Source organism: Bacillus cereus ATCC 14579 (genome assembly GCF_000007825.1).
Lineage (GTDB): Bacteria > Bacillota > Bacilli > Bacillales > Bacillaceae_G > Bacillus_A > Bacillus_A cereus.
Genome location: NC_004722.1, coordinates 2,327,891 through 2,345,387, shown reverse-complemented (window position 1 = coordinate 2,345,387; position 17,497 = coordinate 2,327,891). Strand labels below are relative to the sequence as shown.

Genomic DNA, 17,497 nt, shown 5'->3' with positions numbered 1-17,497 from the left:
GGTAGACAAAAAGTAAGAGCTAAGATCATTTCTCTTAGCTCTTCTTTCATAAAACTATTTCACTTCATTAGCGACAAAAAAGTGCTCACATACACTTGATATGCGCTGTAAGTCCACGTTCCCACCAGATATAACAGCCACTACTTTTTTCCCTTTTATATAACTATCAACTTTTCCTGCAAGAAGTGCAGCAGTTGCTAATGCACCTGCACCTTCTACAACAGCTTTCCCACGTTGTAATAAATCTTTCATCGCTACTTCCAGCTCTTTTTCTGATACAGTTACAATATCATCTACTAATTCTTTTACAATTTCAAATGTTAATTCACCTGGTATTTTAACTGCGCAACCATCTGCAATAGTAGGCGCCTCATAGTGTTCTACGATTGCTCCTTTATCGTAAGATGCCTTCATTCCATGAACATTATCTGCTTGGACACCAATTATATTAATGGATGGATTAAAAGATTTCAATGCTACAGAAATACCAGAAATAATTCCGCCTCCACCTATTGGTACAATGACAGTATCTACATCCCACATATCATCAAGAATGTCTAATCCAATTGTACCTTGACCAGCCATTACCTCTACATCATCATATGGATGTAAGTATGTTTCACCTGTTTCCCTTATAATTTCTTCACATTTTACCTTTGCATCATCAAAGGTTTCACCATGTAAAATCACTTCAGATCCATATCCTTTTGTTGCTTCAACTTTTGCCTGAGGTGCAGAAATTGGCATAACAATTTTACTCTTAATACCGAGTAAATGAGCAGATAATGCAACTCCTTGTGCATGATTACCTGCTGAACATGCAATTACACCTCTTTCTTTTTCTTGATCCGTGAGCCGCGACATTTTATTAAATGCGCCACGAAATTTAAAAGAACCCGTTAATTGCATATTTTCTAATTTCAAATGAATTTCTCCACCCGTTTTACTAGTCAAGTAAAAAGATTTTACTAATGGCGTTTTACGAGCATTTCTATCTAGAATTTTGTGAGCTTTTTTAATATCGTCTATATGTAATGGTAGTTTTCTAGTTATCATACCGACACCTCTTCCAATGTTCTATTCCTAAGTTTTCGTAAGTCGTAGCTCCTTTATACGAAAAGAAAAAGTCTTTATATATGTACCCCACTCTGAAATAAACACATTTGCAAACAATTTAACATCCTCTTCATATCGCGTTCTTTATAATGATTTAAACATGCAATTTGGATCCAATTATTCTTTTGTAAATAAGATGACTCATAATGAACGATGTATCCTTGTAATGCTAATGTATCGCCTACTACTTTAGAAGAATAATCTTCGCTCAATACAATAGTAAGTATAATTGGCGCGGCATGTTCTTTAGGTGAAACAAGCTTTAAACCCATATCAGTAATAACTTCTTCAACATAATCATATGTCTCTTTAATTTTTACAAATGCCTTTTCATCTTCAAATCTCTTCAACGCTTCTTGCAATGCATAAATTAAATTCCATGATTGTGAGTATGGAATACTTTCATTTTCTTCATACATGCCAATGTCCATATAGGCCGGCACAGCCTCGTTTATTTTTACAATGTGGTTATGAAAAACGAAAGAAATTCCTGTATATGATTTAATCGCTTTACCGCTAACACCACTTGCAAAATACACATCCTTCAAGTCTAATGGTATTGCTCCAATTGAGCTTATGCAATCTACACACAGTTTCATTTGATTCTCGTTACAAAGAGTATTTAGCTCGTTTAAATCGTTTAACATTCCAGTAGATGTTTCATGATGAACAAACCAAATCCATTCATAATTTCCAGTTGTCATAATTTCTTCTAATTCGGTATAAATAAATGGATCTCCCATTTCCTTTTTATACGTATCAAAATGTAACCGTGCTCGTTTTGCATGTCCAACTAATCTATTACCAAATTCCCCATTTGTTAATACTAGTCCTTTCCCTTTTAAAGAACGTAACTGTAAAGCAATCGCATCATTTGCTAACGTCCCTGTTCCTAACATAAGCTGTACATGTTTTGCTTTTGTCATGTGAAGTAACCGTTTTTTCACATTGTCCATCATCACTTGAAATGACTTAGAGCGATGGGAAATAGGTCGCGTAGAAAATGCCTTTCGAACGTTCTCTTCAATATCTACTGGACCAGGTAAAAACGTATATTCTTTCGTCATAATCCCCCCAACACTCGACTCTTCAAACATAGCAGGGGTAACATACATTGGCTGGAAGGCTGCGTCTTCTGTACCAACTAACGTATGGAAAGATTTGAATCCCATTTGCTCATATAAAGCTAGTTCACGTGTTGTTGCAGAAATGAGTGCTAATTCATATCCATTTAGAAGCAAATAACGATGTAGAAAACGAATTAATCCTAACAACGCTCTTCCATTTCTATATTCACGTTCTACTGAAAGTAAACGAATTTCATACACTTTTTCTCCATGCTCTTGCAAATAAATATCTAAATTTGAAATTTTATAATCTAACGAGAATGGTCGTTTTCCCCGCACTGCGACCATACCTACTAATCTATCCTCATCTAAACAAATTAAATATGTATTTTCTTTATGAAACCGATCTATACGAAACCGTTCTTTCGTTTCTTCATGTTGTGGTATCTCTTCTACAAAAGTTTTATAATTCAATTTATGTATACTTTCAAATTCCCAATCTTGATCAGCAACTTTATAAATTAACCCCATGCCTTATCTCCTTTATCTATTTAATAAAAAATGATAAGTGGAGATTATCCCCACTTATTAAACACTCATTTTATTCTCGATTTACATATAGAATAAGTACAATAATTATTCCACTTAATATAGTGGTAACAATAGAATAAGAATAAAGAATCATACAAATTGGTAAACAAGCAATCGTAATTAGTCCTGGCTTCGTAAACCCTTTAAATATTAAATAAAATACAATAAAAATGCCTAAGAGGGTAAGCGCTATCAAATAATCAAATGCGATTAGTCCTCCTATAAATGTTGAAATACCTTTACCGCCCTTGCCTTTAAATAAAACTGGATAAATATGTCCAATAATAACGGCCAATAATGTTAACATTACGAATGTAGGATCTTCAAAAAGATATTTTGCTACAGCAACAACGATTGCCCCTTTAATTGCATCACCTAAAAATGTAGCGATGAAATACCCTTTTCCATATACGCGCCCCATATTTCTTGCGCCAGGATTTCCGCTTCCTTCATCCCTAATATCAACGTTATGTCTCAATTTTGTTACTATATAAGCGGTCAATATGTTTCCAATTAAATAAGAAGCCACCAAATATAAAAACTGCATACTATTAATCATGTAATCATTCACTTTCTACATGGGAATACATATACAATATTCAATTACTACGTATATTGTACGTTTTTAACATACATCCCTTTATACATTTTAACATCATATTTTTACAAATCATACAAAAATTCTCATACCTATTTTTAAAAATATATATCCCTCATTAAATAATATGTTCCTTTCACTGCCATTTCTGCTTGTGATACGAATGTAATTTCTTTCATACTTTCTTCACAGCATTTCTTAAATACAGCAAATATTTCAGGAACTAAACGCAATATACTGCCACTTGCTGCAATTGGCGTTGAGTGCTTAAAGTTCAACTTGTTATAAACATTTACTGTAATCCTTGCTAATTCCTTTCCAGCTTGCATCATAATTTCATGCGCATCATCATTGCCATCTCTCGCTTCCTGAATAACTAATGGGGCGATTGCTGCAATTTTATCTTTAGAAGAAGTATATACTAAGCTTTTTATATGAGACGGTGTCAAAAGTTGAAACTGCCTTTGAATATTCAAACTCAATGGACAAAGACTGATTCCTTGATCGAACTGAATTGCCATTTTCTTTAAAGCTTGTAATGCAATCCAATATCCGCTCCCCTCATCTCCTAAAATATGTCCCCATCCACCGCTATACTGATATACTTCTCCTTTCTTTCCTATACAAATTGCACCTGTACCACCTATAGTTAATATTCCATCCTTACCTTTTAAAGCCGCTGCATGTGCGATCATTGCATCATTAAAAATTTCAATTTTTGTTCCGTATTTCTTTTTTAAACGTAATGTTAATTCATTTGTATTCGCTCCGCTTATACCAGCTAATCCTAAACAAACACAAACGCAATGCCCATTTATTAAACTCTTCTGGCATTGATTAATTGCTTCCATAATATGCACAAGAGCTTCTTCAAAATCTATTAATATGTTTCCAAAACCACTGGTAGCTCTTACAAGTTCATTTCCGTCTTTATCAAATGCAATTGCCTCGGTCTTCGTTCCCCCGCCATCTACTCCAATCATATACTTCATATATTCGCCTCATTTTCATCTGCGTATGGAGGGAATGTTATATTCCCTAAAATTACGGAATTCTTAGCACCTGTTGCGCTCAGCACATTACTCGGATTACGATGATACGTTTCGTTTGCTAAAATAGCAAATGCAATTGCTTCTTTCGCTGCTGAAGAATGACCAATATCTTCTTGTATACATATGCTACATTTCTCTTCTCTTAATCCATTCCGTAACATTTCAACAAGTGTATTATTATAACTTCCACCACCACCTAAAATCACCTCATCAATTTCATAATACGGCAAAATAAACGCCTTATAATGATGAACAATTGAACATGCTGTAAACATCGTGACAGTTGCCAATATATTTTCTTTACTATGCTTTTTAAATCGATTCAATAATTCAGTCACAAACGCTTCTCCAAACTGTTCTCTACCTGTTGATTTTGGTGGTTTCATGTTCAAAAATGGATGGTTCATACAGTATGTTAAAATTTCATCTACAACTACCCCCTGCTTTGCAATCCAACCATTTTGATCATATGGTACATGAAATAATCTTTGACATACTTCATCGATTACCATGTTGCCTGGTCCAGTATCGAAAGCAATAACACTCTCTTTACTTCGTTTACTTGGAACCACTGTAACATTACCAATTCCACCAATATTTTGTAGTAGTCTATTTTTAGTTTGATGCCGATATAAAATAATCTCTGAATATGGTACAAGTGGTGCACCTTGTCCCCCTGCCGCCATGTCCATCGTTCGGAAATTCGAGATAACCGTCGTGTTCGTTTCATATGCTATTACTGCTGGTTCCCCAATTTGCAATGTTGAAGAAATAATATTCCCTTCTTGCTTTGGCTGATGATAAATCGTTTGTCCGTGAGAGCCTATTAAATCTAATTGTCTCAAAGGAAAATTGGCTTCTTTACAAACTTCCTTTACAGCATTGGCGAAGCATAAACCAAGTTTAAAATTTAAACTACATATAAGTTGGACATTCGAAGTTTCAATTGATAACGCTTGTTGGATCTCATTTTTCATATCATTACAAAATGGAACAGTAGTAAAATGAATGAGTTCGATTTTAGAATCTACACCACTTCCTTCTATATGAACGAGCGCTACATCTATTCCATCTAATGAAGTACCAGACATTACCCCTGCAATATACATAACGTGCATGACCTCCTATTTACTAAAAAACAATCATGTAAGTAACGAACGTACAACCAATCGAAAACAATATAAATCTAAAAAACAACTGAGCTTTCGATGCAAACGATCCATCAATGAAAGAAACAACTACCGTAAGCAAAACGCTTGCCGCAATACTTGTAACAAGCCAGATACTATGCATTTGTGATAGATTTAGCATGCCTAATAAAGGGACAAAAAGTAAATTTGCACAAATCACTCCAAATAATAATAAAAATACGCCTTTATAACTAAATTTTATATTCATTCTATTTCCCCCTTTCTAGTTTTAATGTGAAAGAAGTGATAGACAAAAAGTCTATCACTCAAAATAACAGCGTGCAGATTAAGGATTAACAGATTCCCCATCACCATTTTTTTCAATTTCAAGCATATTTTTGTCGTACATTTTAAAGAATGGTAAATAAATAAGGAACGATATTGCTATATTTATAAAAACTAATACAATCGCACGCCAATCTCCACCTGTTGCTAAATATGCACCAATTGGAGCAGGTAGTGTCCATGGCGGCATAATATGCGTTGGTGTTACAAATCCCATCGCAGTTGCTGAATATGCAACAGTTGCTGTTACAAGTGGTGTAATGATAAATGGGATAATTAAAATTGGATTTAGTACAATCGGTAATCCGAATATGACTGGTTCATTAATATTAAAAATACCCGGAACAATACAAGTTCTTGATAATGCTTTCGAATATTTCGATCGACCAAATACAATCATAGCTAATACAAGCCCTAACGTCGCACCAGAACCGCCAATCCATATAAACCATTGATATAACGGCTCTGGTGAAATAAATGGCAACTGATCTGCTCCACTAGCAACTGCTTCACCATTTTTCCCTAGGTATACTTCCCATAATGGCCTAGCAACAGTTCCAACAACCGACACACCATGGATGCCGAATGACCAAAAAAACGTAATTAAAAACACTGGAATCATTACACCGAAGTAACTGTCCCCAGCTTTTACTAATGGTGCTGCTAATTTATCAACAACATGGTGTAAATCAATGCTAAAAACGACAGTTACTAGACTCATTATAATAATAACGAATGCTGCAGGTATAAGTGCTTCAAATGAACGCGATACAGATGGCGGTACTTGTTCTGGCATTTTAATCATTACATTTTTCTTCTTACAAAACCTTAAAATCTCTACGGATAAAATAGAAACAATCATCGTCACAAATAATCCATGACCTCCGAGATTTGTCATCGGAAGCATGAATCCTTTTTTATCAATTAACTCAGGCGTTAATGTTAAAAGTAGTGAACATACCGCGAGCTGTGCTCCTGATAAAGCATCTAATTTATAACTTTTCGCTAAATTATATCCTATTCCAAATGCGATATATAAGGACATAATAAACATGGTTAAACGATATGGTATCAATATACTTGTTTGATTCTTTAATGCCCAAACTGATATAAAACTATCTTTCGGCAGTGGTGGAAATGCTACTATTAAAAAGAAGCTTCCTACTATAATAAATGGTAACGCCGAAATAACTCCATCACGGATTGCTTGTAAATGTCTCTGCTCAGAAAGCCTTGCCATCGGTCCAGATAAGTTTTTATCAAGAAACGTGACAAACTTATTCATAACGTTTCCCCCTAACTGATTAATTCATTTACAGTTTTTAATAAAGTCGGGCCGCCAAGCGGTGTGTATGCTTGCGGCGGTATGATGCCACACGGAATAGATTCCTCCTCTGCAAATTTTTTTACAGAGTCAAATCGGTGTCTTATTTGAGGTGCCACCATTACGACATCCCAGCCATTCTTTACTTCTTCCTCTACCTCATTCGTTCCAATTGCATGCACTTCCATGTTCACACCATTTTTCTCCGCTTCTTTTTTTAAAGCGTTTACAACAATTGCACTGGACATTCCTCCAGAACAGACGAACAAAACTTTCATTTATTAATCCTCCTATACTTATAATTTATTACCCTTCAAATAAAAGGAAGTTTCACTTTACTAACAAGCATATGAAGTAGTAAATGAATTTAGTTATAATGAAAGTAAATTTCATTAAAAATATTTTTCTTATTAAATTAATGTTTCAATATGCAATTTTCTCTATTGCAAAGTCAACCTCGCCTCATATATTATTTTAAATAATCATATGATAGGGAGGCGTATAAATGATCGTTAAACGTTTATTAATGATATGTTGTATCGTTATCTTGTTCATCCCTTTCTCTTTCATTCCCCCTCACTTTACTTATGCTGAAGTAAATACTACGTACAAAAAACATGAATTACGTGCTGTATGGATCGCATCAGTTCTGAATATTGATTGGCCCTCAAAAACTGGCTTACCTATTGAAAAACAGAAGCAAGAATTTATAAGATTATTAGACGATGTAAAAAGCACTGGTATGAATGCAGTTGTTGTACAAATTAAACCAACCGCTGATGCTTTCTATCCTTCAAATTACGGTCCTTGGTCTGAATACATTACAGGAACACAAGGAAAAGATCCTGGTTATGACCCGCTCGCATTTATGATTGAAGAAACTCATAAAAGAAATATAGAATTCCACGCTTGGATTAACCCATACCGAATAACGATGAATCACACCGATATAAATCGATTATCAAATAATCACCCTGCAAGGCAACATCCCGATTGGGTTGTCACTTATGGCGGAAAGTTATATTACAATCCCGGTATTCCGGAAGTGAAAAAATTTATAACAGAAGGCGCTTTAGAAATCGTAGAAAATTACGATATTGATGCGCTGCATATGGATGATTATTTTTACCCATATAAAGTAGCCGGTGAAGAATTTCCAGATCAGAAAACGTACGAAACATATAATAATGGTAGATTTACAAATATAGAAGATTGGCGACGTAACAATGTAAATGAACTTGTAAAAGATTTAAATACTGCTATAAAACAAGAAAAATCATATGTAAAGTTTGGCATTAGTCCGTTCGGCGTATGGCGAAATATAGCTGACGATCCCACTGGCTCTAACACAACCGCAGGCCAAAGAAACTATGATGACCTTTATGCTGACACACGTGAGTGGATACAAAAAGGATATATTGACTACATTACACCGCAAATATATTGGAATATAGGTTTCACCCCAGCTGCATATGACATATTAGTAGATTGGTGGGTTAAAGAAACAAATAACAAACCGCTTCACCTATACATCGGTCAAGCGGCCTATAAAATTAATAATAACTCCGTCCCTGCTTGGTCTGATCCAGAAGAATATCCAAAACAAATTGCATTAAACCGGCTATATCCTGATATAAAAGGTAGTATGCATTTTAGCTTAAAAGATATTAATAACAATCCACTCGGAGTTAAAGATAGACTTTCAGAAAACATATATAAACATCCTGCATTAATCCCGCCTATGCCTTGGCTTGATCATGATCCACCAAAACAACCGACTTTAAAAGGCGCCATTCCAAGAGATGAAGGTATTGCAATCGGTATCATTGACAATAGAGATAATGATTCTGCTTATTACGCTATTTACCGCGTGAATGGGAAAAATGAAGTGGATATACAAAATCCCAAAAATTTACTTACTACTGTAAGAAAAACAAAACTTGGAGAAATTTATGTAGATAAAACCGCTATTTCCGGAGAAACGTATACCTATGTCGTAACTGCAGTTGATCGATTGCATAATGAAAGTGTGGCTTCTAGTAAATCTACTATTCAAGCAAAATAAAAGTAAGAGCCCCCATTTTTTTGAATGCGGGCTCTTACTTTTATTTTCGTAGTTCACTATATTGAATATGAATTCTATTCTCAGGGTTTTTATCTACTGTGTAAAGTACAAATAAGAAGAACCATTCTAGTGGCTTCATTAAAATATAAACAAAATCAGCCGACCATTTCGTATTAATATGTTTACTAATCGGATAACCGTATTTATCATAAAAATTACGAATAACTTTATGACATTTTGGTACCCGCTCCTCAATTACATTTTCAAAAGCGTTCGCAATTAATAACTGTCGATTAACTGTAATTCTTTCCCCATGCCTAATTCCTGCTCGTAATGGCTTAACGATGTTTTTATGGCCTTTCACAGAAACTGTACATAAATAATGCCCATCCCCGGAGACAATTTGAGGACTTGGGGCAGGAATCTTAGAATAATTAAAACTACTTGTTTCCATAAACACTCTTATAAAACTATCTGGTTTTTGGCCAAACAGTATTAAAATGAATTGAATAATTAACAAGACAGGAAATAAACTTATCATCCAGACTGTAGCCATTTTTTGATATCCAAAAGAAATACGATACAGCAATAATATAATTCTGTTGCTCTGCGTATAATCTTTCTCATTCTGAGATTGTATGAAATAATCTAATGTATTTCTTAATTTAGCTATGAATAATAGACTAAATGCAAGCATCCCAACTTGAATACAAAAGACTGGAATGTATCTCAATCCTCCGAGTTCCGTATAAAAGGCAAAGCCTGTATGGGTAATATAGATGAATGTATATACAATGTTTACTATCATTAAAGTACTATAAAAAATATAAAATATTGGTGAAAGTTTTGTTAGGCCTTTCGTTAATCTCCAATACGAAACCGCACCTAAAATAACTAAGAGAACTACTATAGCAATGTGGTCATGTGCTAAAGAAGCATATTGATCAGACATCATTCCGTTCTTTTCAAATTTATGTAATGGTATTCCTCCTCTTACATCATTTGCATTCCACATAATGCCTAAACCAAATATAAAATAACTCAAACATATTGATAATATTTCCTGTGGCTCGAACTTTAGTATACTTGAGGAATTTTCCTTCTTCGATTGGAAACTATCCCAAGCTTTACTAATGGGATAGCCCAGAAATAAAAATAAAATTACAAATAGGATGACTAACTCAAATAACACAATACCATACCCCTTTTATAATAATTATTTACACAAAGTACAAAAAACCACTCTATATTTTACCATTTATTTACGTTTGCATATACAATTTTACAAAAGATTAAACACTCTCAATTTACAAAAAAAACGCCTAAAAGCTGAAACATTCAACTTTTAGGCGATCTCTTCTATTTATTCTTAAACTTCTCAGTCGCTGCTCTCATCTTCACATTTAAATCGTGATCAATTGAGTCGCGAATATCTCGCTCTACTACTTCCATTTCTTTTTGGAAATTTTCCAAGTAGATTTTCAATTCTTCTTCCTTCTCTGGTCTTTGTGAAGGTGGTAATTGTACTACCAACGATAACATGGTCGTTAAATCTTTCATTAAGAATGTTTCAAGTTTATGTTGTTGTTCAAACATGCGTTGCTCTTGATAGTACGGAAGTGCATTCAATACTGAAATTGTAATATCATCAACCGTTCTTTGTAATGAAGGATTTATTGAGCGTTTATACGCTTGAATTGTATTTAATGCGTCTGGATAACGGTCATAAAAATACAATTTGTAAAATGATAAGTCTGTCGGTTTTACCGTTTGCTGCGCTTCTTGTCTTAAGAAATCTTTCACTTTCATCGTGGCTACATCGATATCTTCATTCGTAAGCTTTTTCGTAGTTTTTGCCATTACATGCACTTTTTTCTGCTTTTCTTTCGGTAACATCGAGAAGACTTGTTCTCTCGTACGTTGACCTGATGCACAAAATAGAGTATTTAATGTATTTTGTTCTTTCTTCCCTTCGGTGCGAATCCAGCGATAAAACAGTGGATGTTGTGTAAATTCTTGTAGAAACGGTATTGATTTGTTTGATAACTTATCTAAAGAATCTTGCGCTCTTTTATATGGCTTCGTCCATGAAAAATACAGCTTCCTTCCGAAATATACGACTAAAACAACAACAGTAAATGCTATTAAAAGCAATGTACCGAGTAGTAATAGTACTGTTTGAATGAAACTCATTTGTTCACCTCCTCTAATAATCCGTTATTTCCTTGGACGCTGAATGAGTTTCTGCTTCATCTCATCATTAAATGTGTCTAGTTCAATAACGAACTTCTTACTTGACTCGATAATACGTTCTGACGATTTTTCAGATGCTTCAATTGCAGCGAACACATTTTGGAATGATTCACGTAATTTATCCATGCTAATAGCAGGGTTTTCAAGCAATTTCGTCGTTTCTTCTGTATTTTGTTTTAACGCTTGAGAATTACTTAATACCATCGATTCAATTGCTTCATTCGTTGCATTTACCGCATCAATTGTTTTACGTTGATTCGTTAATGCAAGCTGAATAGCAGCTGAAACTGTTACAACGTTTTGTGTCATCGTAATCGCATTACGTATTGCCTCTGTTAATTTTTCATTATTTTTCTTAATGATGTCTACAGAAGCTATAGATTGTAATAATACACTTTTCGCTTGCTGCATATTACGTGTACGTACAAGTATCTTTTCTAATGCATCGTTAATTAACGGAATATCCCTTTGACGCTCTGGATTTTGTTTCTCAGCTTCAAGCATGCCAGCAAGCTTTTTCCCTAAGTATACTTGTTTATCAAGCGCATGAATTTTATCGTGCGATTGTTCTTTTAACATTTCAAGACCAACTGTATCCTCTTGTAAGTTATCACGACCAATTAGAAGGGATCTAATAATTTCCTCAATTTGCTTATCTATAGATTGATATTTATGCACGTATGTTTCAAGTGGATTTTTCTTAAATACTTTAAACATAATTTTCTTCATACCACTTGCTTTTAATGAATTCGGATCAAGCTCTGATACTACTTTGCGTAATTCTAACAATGTATTTGGAATTTCTTCATTCTTTCCATTCATCATCGCTGTTACAGGACGTTTTAATGCTGATAACGTTTGTCCTGCTGCTTGTTGTTCTTTATCCCCCAAATCTCCTAGCTGCGACAATACTTTTGATAAATCTGTATTTTGCTCGCTATTTAACTTTTGTACATAAAGATCGGCTTCTTTATTTAATTCATCAAGTTCTTCATCTTTTATAACTGTATCAACCACTACTTCTACATTATTATCTTTCACAATGGATACAGGTTCTTTTTTCTCGAGTTCAGTCAACAAAATCGCTCCTTTATTTATATGTGCGAATTTATATGCACTATATTTCATCAATTATATCGTATTTCATACACATTCTGATTGCTTGAAATCGATTTTTTTAGAAATGTCTGTTTATGCAGTCATTCCCTGTTTCTTACTATAAGTATACCTGTAATCAACATAATTTTCCTCAGACTTAAGACCTAGAGAACTACATGCTGAAGGCGGATTCTTCATATATTTCCTAAATAATTTACGTTCTTTTAATCGTGCTACACTCAATCTTTTGACATTCACCCGTTTTCAATGTGATAATTCTATTACACTCACTTCTATTTATTTTTGTGAGCTACAAATGCTCCCTTTTGAAACGCTAATAACACTGTTTCAAACGTATCATCTTCTTCAATCATTTTTATAAACTCATCTAATTCACTTGCATGAGAAGTTGCATTATCAACAACAAGAAAACCTTTTGGCTGTAACATACGTTTTATATGCTCAAACCACCACATGTATTGCGTGCGCTCTGAATCTAGGAAAATAAAATCAAATGAATGATCTAATTGAGAATCTAAAAATGCCCCTGCTTCTTGATTGTGAATATCAATTCTTTGTAACAGGTTTGCCTTTTCAAAATTGACAAGTGCCTCTCCAACTCGTTCTGAAGAAAGCTCTACAGTTGTTACATTTCCATTTGTTTCTTCTACCGCATTAGCTAACCACAATGTAGAATAACCATTAGAAGTTCCGATTTCTAAAATGTTTTTTGCATTACACCCTTTTACTAAAATTGATAAAAATTGCCCCATCTCACGAGAAACATTCCGTAATTTTTCTTCCCTTGTTTTTTTATTTCGATCATGCTCTTCTCCATATTGTTCAAGTTGCAATAATAATGAATCTACTGTATCCATTCTTTTCATCGCCTTTCCAAGCAATATGATGAAAAAACTCTTGCTGCCCGTCTACTTTTTATTATATGCGAAACAAAAACCTTTTTCCTGTTATATGACAAAGATTTATAATTTTTTATAGCATATTGTTTCGTTTTTTGGTAAAGTTAATTTCTACGTGCAATTATTCCATTCATATTATTTCATATTAAAATTGCAGTTATTAAATTATATAAACCCCATTTAAATGAATCGGTATTTCAAATTCAATTAAGCGCCCTTTTCGGACGCATTTTCTTTGTTTATATATTTCCAGAAGAAAGGATGCTTACAAATGAACGTGATTAGCTTAGATGCTGCTCGAAAACGAAAGCAGCATAAAAAATTAATGATTACTATACCGATTATTACACGTATTTATGAAGAAGACGGGGAAATTAAATTTGAGGTAGCTGGCGAAAAAGATGTACCTCTTGAAATGTTAGAAAAATAATAAAAAACGCATTTCTGAAGAAATGCGCTTTTTTATATTTTTACATTTAAATGCATAAGTTTTTCAGGATTAACCATCATATAAATATTTGAAATCTTCTCATCCTCAAATGCAAACGAAAGAACATATGTTACTTTATTATTTATTGTAACTATAACTCCTGGTATACCATTTACCATTTTGAAATCAACAGTGTACTCTTCTGTCAATCGTTGTGCAATTCCAAAGAACAAACGTATAATTCGATCTGCAGAATAAATTGGATTGATCGCAGTCGTAACTTTACCGCCACCATCAGCTTTGAGTATAGCATCTGTTTTTAATACTTCCAACATACCTTCCGTATCCCCACACTGTAATGATGCTACAAACTTTTCAACATAAGAAGCCATTTTCTCCGTGCTTAATTTTGATTGCTTCGGTTTCTCCAACATGCTTTTTCGTGCACGTTGAAAGATCTTCCTGCAGTTCACACTACTCTTATCAACAATTGAAGCTATTTCTTCGTATTCATAACTGAAAACCTCTCTTAATATGAAAACAATCCTTTCTACCTCAGATAGTTGTTGTAAAAGTAATAAATATGCGGTGGAAAGGGATTCTTTCATTATAAATGACTTTGATGGCTCATCACTCTCTTCTACAAGTGGCTCTGGTAACCACATCCCTACATACACGTTACGTTTATGCGCTGCCGATCGTAATTTATCAATTGAACGATTTGTCGCCATCTTACATAAATATGCTTTCATATTTTCTATAGATTGTGGATCTTCTATATTATTTAGCGAGATAAATACATCCTGAACGATATCCTCAGCATCCATAACACTCCCAAGGATTCTGTATGATAACGAAAATAATAATGGTTGATACGCTTCATATAACTGCTCCGTTTCCATGATGAACTGCCTCACTTTCATATTGCTTTAAAATGTGTAACGCTGCACGTTTCCCGCTTGCTACCGCAGCATCAGCTAATATTTCATCATGCCCTGCCCAATCTCCTGCAACATAAACACCTGGCATTTCAGGTATATTAGGACCCGGCTTTTCAACACGGTCAATATGAGGAAAATCATGTACTACTGTTATTTTCGGTAAATATTGCTGTGCAACAACTTCTCTTTTCCAATTTGAGTGTAACAACTCCATCGTACTTTCCAACTGTTCTTTATCTTCATGAATATGATTCATCTCTAGCACAGGATTATGGTACTTAATTAGACTCACTGCAATTGATCCGTCTTCACTTAATTTAGCTGCTCTCGATTGATTTGTGAAAAATATAGGTTGATCTAATCCTAATACAAATTGATGTGTAGGATTGGGTAATTGTCTCAAGCCAATATCTAATGCACCAACAGTAACCGGTACCGATTGTTCACTCCATTTATGCAAACTTGTTCCTTCTGCACCTTTTATTATTTTACAAGCCTCTTTCGGCGGAGTCGTCACGATGACTGTACCTACTTCAAAAACCTCATCATCAACACAATGTATTCTTTGTTTACCTTCGGAATGCTCAATTTCCACAACATGCTTTTTAGCCAAAAACTGCACCCCGATATCATTTGCTATAGCTCTTAATTTTGTTATTATCGTCTCCCAACCACCATCTACATAAAGCACTCCTTCTTTTATAGAAAGCTGTATTTGCTTTAGTACAGATGATGCTAATTGTATTGTAGGAGCAAACGTATATGTTGTTGTCCGGCATAGCGCATAAAATATATTGCGAACCATTGGATCTTTTATTTCATTTTCTGCCCATGTAGTTAGACTCATTTTCGGAACTTCTCCTACATCTAAATTTCCTAAACGAATCATAAGACGTGAGAATTGTACTTTTGCAGACCAAGAAAGTAGTGGTGTTGATAAAATTGAGCGAAAATCTGTTGGGATGGTGAATATATCCCCTTTCCATATTCCATGTGCTTTTGTAGATGGTATTCCACCTGGAAGAGTCATACCGAGCTCGTTAAAAGTTATAAACGCTGCCCCGCCTCTATATAAAGCATGTGCACCAAGATTCATGCAGATTCCATTTTTATTTGTAGTCATCCCTCGGCCACCGAATTGACTGGACTTTTCTAATACAATCACTTTCCTTCCAACTTTCGCTAAATATATAGATGCTGTTAATCCAGCAAGCCCACCGCCAACAATTGCTACATCAAATTTCTTCATAATAAAATCCCTCCTTAATCGTTCTACATACAAGACGAACGATTAAGGAGGGATGTGACATAAAAATAAATTTTTATTACCCTACTATATTTCATTACTTTTTAATTCGGTCATATTGCATACGAAATAACTCAATTGCAAATGGAATATCCTCTTCACTCTTTAAATAATAACTGATCCATCCTGATTCAGGTAATACGTGATGTGATTTTACCAAGCCTTGCTTCACTAATTCATCTCGCTTTAACTTCGGAAATGGTAAATCAGCTAATTTATCACCATGAAGATGGCCAAGTTCTTTCTTGCCATAATTTATTTCAATACCACCAAATCGATGCGGTTTTTCAGAAACACCCGCCCAGCTGAGTACTTCATTTCTAATCATTTCACTAAATGACATGAACATTCACTCCTTATAAATGATTGATGTACTTTTAAATTAACATTTTCATTACTTTTTTCCATCAATCCAAAGTATGAATGGGAATACGAATATAGTTTGGTCTTAACACCTTATTCTTTATGGAATAAGGTGTTAAGCTACCGACAACAGCACAAAACAAAGACTAGACACATATCCTAATTTTGTAACCTAACTTACCTATAGAAAGGCGGGTAATACAATTGACTGCCAACATCGACTATACCTCCCCCTCAACCCAATTTTACTTATGATGTAAATAAAAGTAATTTTTTTCGGAAAGATGCCCAGAATTATATAAATGTACTTGGTATTAAACAATTAAATACTTTAGAAAATACTTCTTTATTAGATATTTATTTAAGTACAGGAAATGTTGTAGAACCACATATTCATCAAAATGCAGCTGAACTTGTTTATTGTATTTCAGGGTCTGCTGTTGTTTCTTTACTTAATCCATTTACGAATCAAATATTAAACTTACCGATAAAACCCGGGCAAGTTGCCAACATTCCACAAGCGTGGTGGCATTATGAAATTGCTACAGCAGATAATACTCATTTATTAGCTATTTTCAATGCTCCAACTCCAGAAGTTATTTTCGGTTCTGACATTTTAAGGTTAACTCCAGCTCATATGATGGCCCATACTTATTGTCTCAATGAACAACAATGGAAACAAGCGGTTTCCCCTATCCAATCAACTACCGTAATTGGTCCTCCGGCAAACTGCAATCAAAACCGTGAAATGAAAAATTATCCAACCCAGCCCCTCACTCAACAACAGAATCCGTATCACCAAGATTCTTATTACTTTCCTCTTTACTGGGGCTATTAATTTGTAAATTTTCAAAAGAATCATCATTTATCTCCTAGGAAAATACCAAGGAGATTTTTT

At 34.3% G+C, this 17,497-nt stretch carries 17 protein-coding genes and 1 pseudogene; 3 read left to right on the top strand and 15 right to left on the bottom strand.

Annotated features, from left to right (window positions below; genetic code table 11):
* Window positions 1-54: 54 nt before the first annotated feature.
* The 8 genes from tdcB to BC_RS11975 form a co-directional block, all read right to left on the bottom strand.
* A complete protein-coding gene (gene tdcB, locus BC_RS12010; RefSeq protein ID WP_000632959.1) occupies window positions 55-1,056 on the bottom strand; it encodes a bifunctional threonine ammonia-lyase/L-serine ammonia-lyase TdcB in 1,002 nt (333 codons plus the stop codon).
* Window positions 1,057-1,130: 74 nt separating this feature from the next.
* The gene (locus tag BC_RS12005) at window positions 1,131-2,714 is read right to left on the bottom strand and encodes an aminotransferase class V-fold PLP-dependent enzyme (RefSeq protein ID WP_000523060.1); all 1,584 of its coding nucleotides are present in this window, start codon (window positions 2,712-2,714) and stop codon (window positions 1,131-1,133) included.
* Window positions 2,715-2,784: 70 nt separating this feature from the next.
* Complete coding sequence (gene plsY / locus BC_RS12000; protein WP_000610870.1) at window positions 2,785-3,333, bottom strand: glycerol-3-phosphate 1-O-acyltransferase PlsY; 549 nt, start codon at window positions 3,331-3,333, stop codon at window positions 2,785-2,787.
* A gap of 137 nt (window positions 3,334-3,470) precedes the next feature.
* Window positions 3,471-4,364: a BadF/BadG/BcrA/BcrD ATPase family protein gene (locus tag BC_RS11995; RefSeq protein WP_000876587.1), complete on the bottom strand. Its 894-nt coding sequence runs from the start codon at window positions 4,362-4,364 to the stop codon at window positions 3,471-3,473.
* A complete protein-coding gene (gene anmK / locus BC_RS11990) occupies window positions 4,361-5,533 on the bottom strand; it encodes an anhydro-N-acetylmuramic acid kinase AnmK (RefSeq protein WP_000274964.1) in 1,173 nt (390 codons plus the stop codon). Before anmK ends, BC_RS11995 begins: the two co-directional genes overlap by 4 nt.
* A 22-nt stretch (window positions 5,534-5,555) precedes the next feature.
* A complete protein-coding gene (locus BC_RS11985; RefSeq protein ID WP_001021963.1) occupies window positions 5,556-5,822 on the bottom strand; it encodes a hypothetical protein in 267 nt (88 codons plus the stop codon).
* 78 nt (window positions 5,823-5,900) lie between these two features.
* A complete protein-coding gene (locus tag BC_RS11980) occupies window positions 5,901-7,184 on the bottom strand; it encodes a PTS sugar transporter subunit IIC (protein WP_001032280.1) in 1,284 nt (427 codons plus the stop codon).
* Between the two features lie 11 nt (window positions 7,185-7,195).
* A complete protein-coding gene (locus tag BC_RS11975; protein WP_000865907.1) occupies window positions 7,196-7,501 on the bottom strand; it encodes a PTS sugar transporter subunit IIB in 306 nt (101 codons plus the stop codon).
* Window positions 7,502-7,728: 227 nt separating this feature from the next.
* Between BC_RS11975 and BC_RS11970 the strand changes: the two genes are divergently transcribed.
* Window positions 7,729-9,288, top strand: a complete 1,560-nt coding sequence (locus tag BC_RS11970; RefSeq protein ID WP_000635999.1) for a glycoside hydrolase family 10 protein — start codon at window positions 7,729-7,731, stop codon at window positions 9,286-9,288.
* Between the two features lie 40 nt (window positions 9,289-9,328).
* Here the strand turns inward: BC_RS11970 and BC_RS11965 are convergent, their stop codons facing one another.
* The 4 genes from BC_RS11965 to BC_RS11950 form a co-directional block, all read right to left on the bottom strand.
* Window positions 9,329-10,480 carry a DUF6688 domain-containing protein gene (locus tag BC_RS11965; RefSeq protein ID WP_000895914.1) on the bottom strand — a complete coding sequence of 384 codons (1,152 nt, stop codon included), beginning with the start codon at window positions 10,478-10,480 and terminating at the stop codon, window positions 9,329-9,331.
* A gap of 167 nt (window positions 10,481-10,647) precedes the next feature.
* On the bottom strand, window positions 10,648-11,481 hold the full coding sequence (locus BC_RS11960; protein ID WP_000008379.1) for a DUF3974 domain-containing protein: 834 nt from the start codon (window positions 11,479-11,481) through the stop codon (window positions 10,648-10,650).
* Between the two features lie 24 nt (window positions 11,482-11,505).
* Window positions 11,506-12,618, bottom strand: a complete 1,113-nt coding sequence (locus tag BC_RS11955) for a toxic anion resistance protein (RefSeq protein ID WP_000137402.1) — start codon at window positions 12,616-12,618, stop codon at window positions 11,506-11,508.
* 314 nt (window positions 12,619-12,932) lie between these two features.
* Complete coding sequence (locus BC_RS11950) at window positions 12,933-13,526, bottom strand: O-methyltransferase (RefSeq protein ID WP_033685480.1); 594 nt, start codon at window positions 13,524-13,526, stop codon at window positions 12,933-12,935.
* A gap of 304 nt (window positions 13,527-13,830) precedes the next feature.
* Between BC_RS11950 and BC_RS27650 the strand changes: the two genes are divergently transcribed.
* A complete protein-coding gene (locus BC_RS27650; RefSeq protein WP_001100984.1) occupies window positions 13,831-13,989 on the top strand; it encodes a hypothetical protein in 159 nt (52 codons plus the stop codon).
* A 32-nt stretch (window positions 13,990-14,021) separates the two neighbouring features.
* Here BC_RS27650 and BC_RS11945 read toward each other — a convergent pair whose 3' ends face one another.
* From BC_RS11945 to BC_RS11935, 3 genes are all read right to left on the bottom strand, one after another.
* Window positions 14,022-14,891: a sigma-70 family RNA polymerase sigma factor gene (locus tag BC_RS11945; protein WP_000447162.1), complete on the bottom strand. Its 870-nt coding sequence runs from the start codon at window positions 14,889-14,891 to the stop codon at window positions 14,022-14,024.
* The gene (locus tag BC_RS11940) at window positions 14,869-16,179 is read right to left on the bottom strand and encodes a phytoene desaturase family protein (RefSeq protein ID WP_000713010.1); all 1,311 of its coding nucleotides are present in this window, start codon (window positions 16,177-16,179) and stop codon (window positions 14,869-14,871) included. The genes BC_RS11945 and BC_RS11940 overlap by 23 nt, the downstream gene beginning before the upstream one ends.
* Before the next feature lie 94 nt (window positions 16,180-16,273).
* Window positions 16,274-16,579, bottom strand: a complete 306-nt coding sequence (locus tag BC_RS11935) for a luciferase family protein (RefSeq protein ID WP_000010320.1) — start codon at window positions 16,577-16,579, stop codon at window positions 16,274-16,276.
* Window positions 16,580-16,803: 224 nt separating this feature from the next.
* On the opposite strand from BC_RS11935, the pseudogene BC_RS11930 reads away from it, so the two are divergent.
* Window positions 16,804-17,437 (top strand): annotated as a pseudogene (locus BC_RS11930) (cupin domain-containing protein).
* Window positions 17,438-17,497 lie beyond the last annotated feature (60 nt).